The 8,685-nt window shown below is 71.4% G+C and carries 8 protein-coding genes; 3 read left to right on the top strand and 5 right to left on the bottom strand.

Annotated features, from left to right (window positions below; all coding sequences use genetic code 11):
• Positions 1–560: 560 nt before the first annotated feature.
• The 5 genes from AB1673_17005 to AB1673_17025 form a co-directional block, all read right to left on the bottom strand.
• A complete protein-coding gene (locus AB1673_17005; GenBank protein MEW6155657.1) occupies positions 561–977 on the bottom strand; it encodes a DUF6855 family protein in 417 nt (138 codons plus the stop codon).
• Positions 974–1,423 carry an SRPBCC domain-containing protein gene (locus AB1673_17010; protein MEW6155658.1) on the bottom strand — a complete coding sequence of 150 codons (450 nt, stop codon included), beginning with the start codon at positions 1,421–1,423 and terminating at the stop codon, positions 974–976. The genes AB1673_17005 and AB1673_17010 overlap by 4 nt, the downstream gene beginning before the upstream one ends.
• Positions 1,420–1,695, bottom strand: coding sequence for a metalloregulator ArsR/SmtB family transcription factor (locus AB1673_17015; protein ID MEW6155659.1), 276 nt, complete (start codon positions 1,693–1,695; stop codon positions 1,420–1,422). Before AB1673_17015 ends, AB1673_17010 begins: the two co-directional genes overlap by 4 nt.
• 155 nt (positions 1,696–1,850) lie before the next feature.
• On the bottom strand, positions 1,851–2,270 hold the full coding sequence (locus tag AB1673_17020) for a cupin domain-containing protein (protein MEW6155660.1): 420 nt from the start codon (positions 2,268–2,270) through the stop codon (positions 1,851–1,853).
• A 36-nt stretch (positions 2,271–2,306) separates the two neighbouring features.
• Positions 2,307–5,501 (bottom strand): AAA family ATPase, encoded by a 3,195-nt coding sequence (locus AB1673_17025; GenBank protein MEW6155661.1) that lies wholly within the window; start codon positions 5,499–5,501, stop codon positions 2,307–2,309.
• Between the two features lie 109 nt (positions 5,502–5,610).
• Here AB1673_17025 and AB1673_17030 point away from each other — a divergent pair, with 109 nt between their 5' ends.
• From AB1673_17030 to AB1673_17040, 3 genes are all read left to right on the top strand, one after another.
• Positions 5,611–6,864, top strand: a complete 1,254-nt coding sequence (locus AB1673_17030) for a family 10 glycosylhydrolase (GenBank protein ID MEW6155662.1) — start codon at positions 5,611–5,613, stop codon at positions 6,862–6,864.
• Between the two features lie 509 nt (positions 6,865–7,373).
• The gene (locus tag AB1673_17035; GenBank protein ID MEW6155663.1) at positions 7,374–7,571 is read left to right on the top strand and encodes a ribbon-helix-helix protein, CopG family; all 198 of its coding nucleotides are present in this window, start codon (positions 7,374–7,376) and stop codon (positions 7,569–7,571) included.
• Positions 7,564–7,911 (top strand): type II toxin-antitoxin system VapC family toxin, encoded by a 348-nt coding sequence (locus AB1673_17040; protein MEW6155664.1) that lies wholly within the window; start codon positions 7,564–7,566, stop codon positions 7,909–7,911. The genes AB1673_17035 and AB1673_17040 overlap by 8 nt, the downstream gene beginning before the upstream one ends.
• The last annotated feature ends 774 nt before the right edge of the window (positions 7,912–8,685 follow it).

Raw genomic sequence — 8,685 nt, forward strand, 5'->3', positions numbered from 1 at the left:
CGAGACCCCCGCGTCAAGCTAAGAACGGGCTCCGAGCGCCATAGTCGTCCGACGTCTGGGCCGGCCCGGCACGCCCCGATTCTCATCCGCCGAGGGCGGCCCCGCCAGGGGCCATGGGAGCTAAGCGAAGGTGCAGCACCCGGGAGCTGACCGGGTGCCCGCCAGCCGTTCCGGTCGGTCGATCATGGCCCTACGAACCGCGTGGACCGTGCAGCCTTGAAAGGCGAGCGGCCCAACAGAGCCATGCGGCAAGCCCTTATGGCCAGTTTCGTCAAAGCCCGTCCCTCGGCCCCGGTCCCTACGAGAAGACCACCTTCACCTCTCGGGAAGGCGCCAGATAATAGCGTTGGGGGCGGCCGGAGCGCTTCACGTCGAGGCGTCACCGTGACACCGGTCCCCCTCATCGACCGGCCCGGGCTCACCGCCGCACCATGGGGGCCTCGACCCCTTGGCGGGCGATGGTGGCCGCGTCCCATACGCCGGTGCAGTAACCGCTGGGCTCGGCGCTGAGCTCGCCGTCGGTGCGTGATTCTGGTCCGAGGCGGGCGACCCGCGACCGGTTACCGGGCGCGGATGCGGTTGTTGCGAGGGTTGTGCTCCAGCTCGACCAGGCCAAGGTGTTCGAGCAGCGGGGGGATGTACATGGCGAACCGGCCCCGGTAGCCCTTGCGCAGCCCGTACCACCCGCCCACCGGGTTGTCGGCCGCGCGGGCCCATGCCTCCAGGGTGCCTTCCTTGGCCGGCTTGTTCTCGTCGGCGCTGCCCAGTTCCATCCAGTCGCCATGGCGGGCCAGCATGGCCGGTACGTCCTCCAGGCACCGGGCCAGGTAGCGCAGCCTCGTAGAGCCCACCTGGCAGACCAGTTCCGCCGGTTCGGCCGCGCTGTCGCGGTAGACCTGGAACTCCCCGGTGCCCGGTGGGGTCCGAAGGGCCCACGGGTCCTCGGGGGTGCCGCTGCCGGTAGCTGTTGCGCTCATCGTTCAACCTCCACGGTGCAGGCGGCGGCGAAGACGGGCAGCAGCCCGGCCCACCCGCCGCGGTTGGCGTCTCTCCAGGTCTCGGCTTCAGCCCCCAGCCGCTCCCAGCCCGTGTGGGTGATCTCCAGCCGGGTCATCCCCCGGTCACCGGCCTCGAAGCGGACTTCGACGTCGGTGGCGTCGGCCCGGTCACGGCGGATGTGCCAGCGGTAGGCCAGCCGGTGAGGTGGGTCCCAGCCGGTCACCTCGCCCCACTCGATCTCTCGGCCGTCGCGGGTGCGCTCGAAGATGCGACCCCCGGGCCGGCCCTCGAACACGACCGAGCCGGGGTCGCCGCTGACCGTGTGGCCCCGGGGCCACCACGAGCCGAACCGCTCGGTCCAGGTGGCAAAGGCGTGCTCGGGCGGGCAGGCGATGTCGAGCTCGACCCGTAGCGGCTCGGTCACCGGGTGTTCTCGGCCGTCAGGCGGAAGCGGGCCGCGGCCTCGCCCCACACGTCGAGCAGGTAACGCTGGACGGCGGCCAGGCCGTCGTCGTGCAGCCGGTAGATACGGCGCGTGCCCTGGGCCTCCTCCTCCACGAGGCCGGCCTCCTTGAGGAGCCGGAGGTGGCGCGACACCGCCGGCCGGCTGATGGGCAGGGCCTCGGCCAGCGCCCCCACCGGCCGGGGCGCCTCGGCCAGCAGGGCCAGGATCCGGCGCCGGTGCGGGTCGCCCAAGGCACCGAACGGGTCCTTGCCCCCCCGGGGAACGTCCTGCGCCTGTCCAGTATCGGTAACGATCTGGTTACCATACCCGAAACCCCGCGAAACCCGCGCGGGAAACGTGGGCGTTCCGCCCACGTTTCCCGCGCGGGTTTGAGGGGGTAGCGGGCTCAGCCGCCTGCGCCGGCCATCGACGCCAGGTTGGACATGACCACTTCGATCGTCTTGGCCAGCTCGTCGGTCGGGCTGAACTCGACCACGTCGGTCCCAGCGGTGAACCTGGGCAGGTGCCCGGGCCGGGCGTAGTAGGCCTCGCCCGCCCCGATTACGTCCTCAGAGCCGTCGTCGTAGGTGTAAACCAGGGTGCCGCGGAGCACGACACCCCAGTGCGGGCACTGGCAACGGTCCCCGGGTAGGCCGGCGAACAGTGGGCTGGGGTCGGCGTCCTCGGTGTAGGACTCCCACCCGACGGTATAGCCGTCCAGGTCCTCATAGCGGCCCTCGAAGCCCTCCATCTCGTAGACGGTCGCCGTTTCCTGCTTGCTGATCCTGGCCATCTGCATCTCCTTCGGTCGAGCAGTCACCCCCATGGCGTGAGGAGGTTCCTCACGGCCGCGAGGGTGCGTTCAGACCGACCAAGTCACTGGCCCCGGCGGTTCGTAGGCGCAGTAGGTCCCCGTGCGTATGCAGCGCCGGAGGTGCTCGCCCAGTTCGGGGTGGACAGCCGCGACCCTGCCAATGGCATCGCGGACTCGCCAGGTCACAGCCTGACGAGCCCTCTCGCTGCTCGCCCCCATCCGGCGTGCCCGGCCTCCCAGCCCCACGGCTCCGGCCAGTTGGGCGGCGATGGCCTCCTTCTCCTTCTGAGCCCGCTCCGAACGGGCGGCGTCGCCCGCGACGTCGGCCGCCTCCAACTCGGTGTCGAGGTCGGCCAGCCGCGCCCGGTAGGCCCGGCGGGCACCCTCGTCGAGCACGGGACCGATGTCGATCTGGTGCGGTGCCCCGACCGTCCCCGCCAGATCGAGGGCAGCCATCTCGGTACCCGGTCGCTCCAGCAGGCGGGCCAGGTCGCGCAGGCCCTTGACGTCCTTCAGGTGGGCGCTGCGGCCCGCAAATCGAAGGTCCCACACGTCGCCCTCGCGCCGGAAGACGTTCTCGCCCCCCGTCCCGGACAGGTGCGCCTCGAGTTCGGCCACCCTCGCCCCGAGGCCCAGCTCGCGGTAAGCAGCCAGCGCGGCCGCCAGGCGCGATGAGTCGTGCAGGGCCAAGCCCCCCTCGCTCAAGGTCGTGGCCACGAGCAAGGGCGCCCCCAACGAACGGTTGGCGCGCTCGGCGGCGTCGAAGTGGGCTACGGCCTCGGTCCGGCGCCCGAGCGAGGCGGCCAGCAGGCCGAGGGGCCGCTCCACGGACCCCCAGCACACCGCCCCGATCCCCTCCACTCCGCACATATGGCCGAATGGCCGCAACGCGTCGTAAGCCCAGGAGGCGACCGGGTGTCCCCCAACCATGGCGATCGACTCGGCCAGCTGGCCCATGACCGCCACCCACTCGGAGTCGCGGGGAAGAGCCGGTAACGCCTGGGCGAGCCTGTCCAGCCCGGCCCGGGCCTCGTCGAGGCGCCCGGCCTCGGCCAGCACCACTGCCATTGACACCCTGATCTGGGCGCCCAGCACCGGCTCGAGCTCGGAAAGCATGCCGAGGACGGCGAACGGGCCCTCAGCGTCACCTTTGGCCCGCATGACGAACCAGCGGAGGCCCTCGACCAGGATGTGGGCGTTGCCGCTCCCGGCCGCGACCCCGAGATCGTGGGCCTCACCGAGGAACCGCTCCGCCCCGACGATGTCCCCGCGCATCAGGGCCCTCATGGCACGCCACAGCGGCACGTACCACCGGTAGGCGGCCTGGCCGACGACGGAGGCGAGACGGGCGTAGGCCTCGATCTCGGCGTCGGCGCCGCCCATATCGCCTCGTTCCAAGAGGGCGACCAGCCGTAGCCGACGGCCGAGCAGCTCGGTGGGGGCGTCACCTGCTCCCGTGGCCAAGGCGATGATCTCGGTCGACGCCGCCAGACGCCGGTCGTTCCCCTCGGGCCCGGCGATGGTGTCGCAGTGGGCGGCCAGGCAGGCGGCCAGCACCGTGTCGTCACCCGAACGGCGGGCGGACACCAAGGCCTCCTCGCTCAACGCCCGGCGCCGCTCGTCAGCGCCCGTCAGCGACAGCGCGACCGATAGCCGGGCGGCCACCAGCGCCCTAAGGCCTGCCGGCCCACCCTCGGTCGCCCGGAGCGCCTCTTCGAGCAGGTCGATCTGCTCGCGGTCGGCCAGCACGACCTCGAACCCGCTCCGGCCCCCGAGGCCCAGGGCAGACCGGGCGAGTTGGTCGGGGCGACCGTGGGCCCGGGCGAGCCGAGCGGCCGCGAGGTGGCTCTCACGGGCGTCGGCCATCCAGCCGGCCGCGGCCTGGGCCTCGCCTAGGCCCAGCAGGACCTCGGCCCGGTCAGCGGCCGTCGGCGCCTCGTCGAGGCTGGCCAGTGCTGTTTCGTAGAGAGCGGCCGCGTCCTCGAAGGCCAGCCGGGCCCGTGCGGCCTCGGCCGCCGCCACGGCGTAGGGGACGGCTCGCCCCGCACCGCCCCCGGGGCCGGCCTCGACGAAGTGGTGGGCCAGGATGGCTGAGTCGACCTCGCGGCCCGTGCCCGCCTTCTGCTCCAGGGCCAGCCCGATCTGTTCGTGCAGGCGTACGCGGCGGGCCACCCCTAGGTCCTCGTACACCGCGGCCCTCCACAGCGGGTGCGTGAATGCGTAGACAGCCAGACCGGCAGCCTCAATCACGCGGGCGCCCTGAGCCTCGTCGACCGCCGCGAGGACTGCGGCGCGGTCAAGACCGCTGACCGCCTCGACGAGCTCGACCGAGGGCTGGCCGGCCACGGCACACACCGACAGCAGGTCGCGGCACGGGGTGGACAGCCTCCTCAGCCGGTGCGTCACGACGGCCCGCACGGTCGGGGGGACAGGCACTCCGCCGACGCCTCGTGGCGGGGCCGCGGGCCCTATGCCATCCGGCCCCAGCAGGCGGGCCAGCTCCCGGGCGAACAGGGGGTTTCCTCGGGAGAGCTCGAACAGGGTGCCCGGGTCGATCCCGGTGCCAGGCCCAGACGGCAGACCGGGGGTGCTCGCGGTGCCGGCCACACTCGCCACGGGACCCGGCCCAAAGCCAGGGTCGGGGTCAGGGTCGACTAGGGAGGCCAACTCGTCGGGAGCCATGGGCCCGAGAGAGGTGAAGGACGCGTGGCGGCCGAGGTCGGTCAGCGGCTCTTGCAGCGGTGACCCCGGTCCGACCTCGCCGTCCCTGATGGTGGCCACCACAAGCACCGGGGCGGTCCGCAACTGCGGTGCCAGGTAGGCAAGCAGCAGCAGAGACGCCACGTCGGCCCAGTGAAGATCGTCGATCACCAGCAGCCAGGGCTGGGCACGAGCGGCGCCCACCACCGACGCCGCCGTCTCGTCAAAGAACCGTAGGCGGGCAAGCTCCGGCTCCTCGCCCATCGACCCCGCTGGGCGCTCGGGAAGGCCGGTCCTCATGCCCCGCTCACCGAGCAACTGCTCCCACGGCCACAGCGGTGGTGCCCCCGCCTCCCAGCAGCGGGCCCAGCCCACCGCCACGCCGGCGGCACCGGCGCGGTCGGTCACCTCTTCGCACAGCCGCGTCTTGCCGATCCCGGCCTCCCCCGTCACGAGCACCAGGCCGCCCCGGCCCCCTGCCACCCGGGCCAGCGCGACCTCGAACTGCGCGACCTCCCGCCCCCGTCCCACGAACCGGGCCATGCGAGATTCTGCCGCTGGTAGGGAGCGAACGCGCTCAGTGCGGCCGCCAGGCCAGACTGGAACCATGAGCCCAGCGCGCGCGTTCGCGTCGCGCTGAGGCACCGCCTCGGTGCTCCAGCGCGGCAAGCACAGCCTGAAGGGGGCCGTGCTGGTGGCTCTCGCCCTCGTGGCCGGTGCGTGTACGTCGACCGGCAACGGCCAGTTCGGCCAAGGGGCTCCGCGACCGCCCCAGGCGAGCACGGCTCCCGCGGTGCCCCCGCCCGTGACCCCGCCGGTGGCCCAGGTCGAGCTGCCCCGGCCCCTCAAGGCGGCCTGGGCCCACCTCTTCAGCGACGATCTCAAGACCCAGGCGGGGCTCGACCGCGTGCTCGACGACGCGGCGTCGTCGGGGCTCAACGCGGTGTTCGTACAGGTCGTGCGCCGTCACGACGCCTACTACCGGTCCGAGGTGCTGCCCCCCACACCCGACCCGGCCCTGGACCCCGGCTTCGACGTGCTCGCCGCCGCGGTGGCCGGCGGGCGCGCCCGGGGCCTTCAGGTCCACGCCTGGTTCACCGTGGCCACGGCCTGGCACGAGTCCTACCGGGGGCTCGACCTGCCCGCCGGCCACGTCACCCGCGAGCACGGGCCTGGTACGGCCGACCCGTGGATGACGGTCTCGGCCTCGGGCACCCAGAGCCGGGAGTACTTCGACATCGGCTTGACCGAACTGCAAGACCACGTAGCGGGCGTCGTCGCCGACATCGCCGGCCGGTACGACGTGGACGGCGTGCACCTCGACTACGTGCGCTACGACGGCGCCCAGTGGGGCTACCACCCCCGGGCCCTCGAACGCTTCCGGGCCGAGACCGGTCATCAGGGCACGCCCGCGGCCTCGGACCCGGGATGGACGGCATGGAAGCGGGAGCAGAGCCGCACGATCGTCGAGCGCGCCCGCGGGGCCCTGGCCGGGACCCGGCCCGGGGCGCTGCTCAGCGCGGCCGTGATCGCCCAGCAGGCCGGCCCCTCGGCGTCGCCTGGGGGGTTCAGCGGTACCCGGGCCTACGCCGACTACGCCCAGGACTGGGCCGCGTGGGTGTCCGACGGCTTGGTCGACCTGGCCGTGCCCATGGTCTACATGCGCGAGGCGGTGGCTGAACACGCGGGCTGGTTCCGCCAGTGGCTGGCGTTCGCGTCCGAGCTCGACCAGGGCCCGGGGGCGGTGGCCACCGGCATCGGGGGCTGGCTGAACCCGGTCGACGCCAGCCTCGTCCAGGCCCGCCTGGCCCTTGAGCACACCGCCGGGGTGGCCGTCTTCTCGTACCAGCAGGACACCAGCAACGCCCGCCACGGCACCTTGCTGCGCGAGCTCGCAACGCTCTGACCCGTCGTGGGCCGCCGGGGTCTCGAACCCCGCACCTTGGGAGTAAAAGCGCGACATCAGCGTGCCATTTAGTGATTGCCAGTCTTGGATAGTGCCCGTGAGCAGCACTGTTAGGTAACCGCCGTGATGCTTGGTAGCACGTAATCCGTTCTGTTCTGCCCAGTTCGTTAGCAAAATGTTTGCAAGACAGGGCGCCCCGACCGTCCCAGGTGGATGGGCGTGGCCTACAGGGACAGTTCAAGGCGTTGCTCCGAGCTCTGGCGGTCGACTTCGACCGCCAGCGGGTGGTCGAGTTCCGGATCGTCGACTGCGTACGACGTTGCGTTCGGCGGCAGGAAGTCGCCGGCCGCCCACGAACGGTCGTTCTGCGTGCGTGCGACGGTCGGAGGGCCGGCCCCGTCCCCGAGGCACGCCCCCGGCGCCGACCAGCGCCGATCGGCAGTTCCCGAATGTCCGGCGAGCTTCCCGGTGCTGTACACTCATGCTGTATGTCGGCGACTCGTACACAGGTGTACCTCACCGAAGACCAGCGGCGCCTGATCGACGAGATCGCCCGCTCCGAGGGTGTCACGCTCGCCGAGGTCGTCCGGCGGGCGCTCGACGCGTACCTCAATGCCGCGCCCGACGCCGCCGCTGCTCTGGCGTCGACCTTCGGCGCGGATCCGGAGGCCCGCTCGCCCAGCCGCGACGACTGGGACCGTGGCTGACATCCTCGTCGACACCGACGTCTTCATCGACCACCTTCGCGGCGCCGCCGAGCTCAAGGCCGGTCGTCATCGCCTCCACTACTCCGTGATCACGCGTGCCGAGCTCTTCGCGGGGGCGACGGGGACCGACCTCGCCAGCCGTGTGCTCGCCGCTTTTCGCGAGGTTCCCGTTGACCGTGCCATCGCCGAACGAGCCGGCCGCATCCGACGAGAGACGGGAGTCCGATTGCCCGACGCCCTGATCGCCGCGACGGCGTTGGAGCGCAACCTTGGGCTAGCGACACGGAACACCAAGGATTTCGAATCCATTCGTGGACTCCGAGTTCGCATTTTGGGTTGACCGCGCTGCGGCATAGCTCCGAGTGCCCGGTGCGGGCGCTCCGTGTCGCCTTGGGGCTTGCGCCATAACGACAGGGCGTCAGTCCGCTCAGGGCATGAATGCCCAGACCCAACTCAGGCCTTGGCGGACGCCTTGCCACAGTGCCACTCCGAACCCGACACCGCGCCGGCGAGCATCCCTCAGCGCCACGATGACGACCGTAACGGCGCCGGCAAGAAAGAGCACCAACGAGGCGAGAGCGGCGCCGACTGGGAGGCGGACGATCGAGTCGACGGCCAGCCCGCCTCCGCCGACGATGGTGATCCAGAATGCAACCGACAGGGCCTTCGATGGCACTCCTACAGTTTGGCTTCGCCCAGATAAGAATGCCCGCTCACGTACGCACCAGGGGCAGCGCCCACGAGCTCATAACGGCGTCCCGTTAGTAGCCGGTCTTGGCCCAGGCTCTTCGCAACAACGCGCGGGCGAGGACGACGACAACGAACAGGCCGGCTCCGATCAGCCCCATGGTCAGGTAGTCGCCGAAACCATGACCGATGCGCTTCCCCCAGCTGCCGACAAAGCCTGTAACGAAGCCGCCAACCGCGACAAGACCCAGCTGCTGTAGCAGTTCGGATGCGGAGAGCTCGGCAGGTTCAGGGGAATCAGACGGTAAGTGTTCAGGTCAGCGGGCGGCCTGACACGGATCTCTGAAGAATTCACCGTTGTAAGCAGGAGTCGCGCGGGGTGGTCGCGAAAGTGTGCACATGTCACACGACGCGCCCTCGGCCTCCG

This window comes from Actinomycetota bacterium (genome assembly GCA_040754375.1).
Classification (GTDB): Bacteria; Actinomycetota; Acidimicrobiia; order Acidimicrobiales; family AC-14; genus JBFMCT01.

Bases quoted from the DNA above. Each gene is read 5' to 3' on its own strand.
- AB1673_17025 (MEW6155661.1), bottom strand. From the start codon at position 5,501: ATGGCCCGGTTCGTGGGACGGGGGCGGGAGGTCGCGCAGTTCGAGGTC.
- AB1673_17005 (MEW6155657.1), bottom strand. From the start codon at position 977: ATGAGCGCAACAGCTACCGGCAGCGGCACCCCCGAGGACCCGTGGGCC.
- AB1673_17020 (MEW6155660.1), bottom strand. From the start codon at position 2,270: ATGGGGGTGACTGCTCGACCGAAGGAGATGCAGATGGCCAGGATCAGC.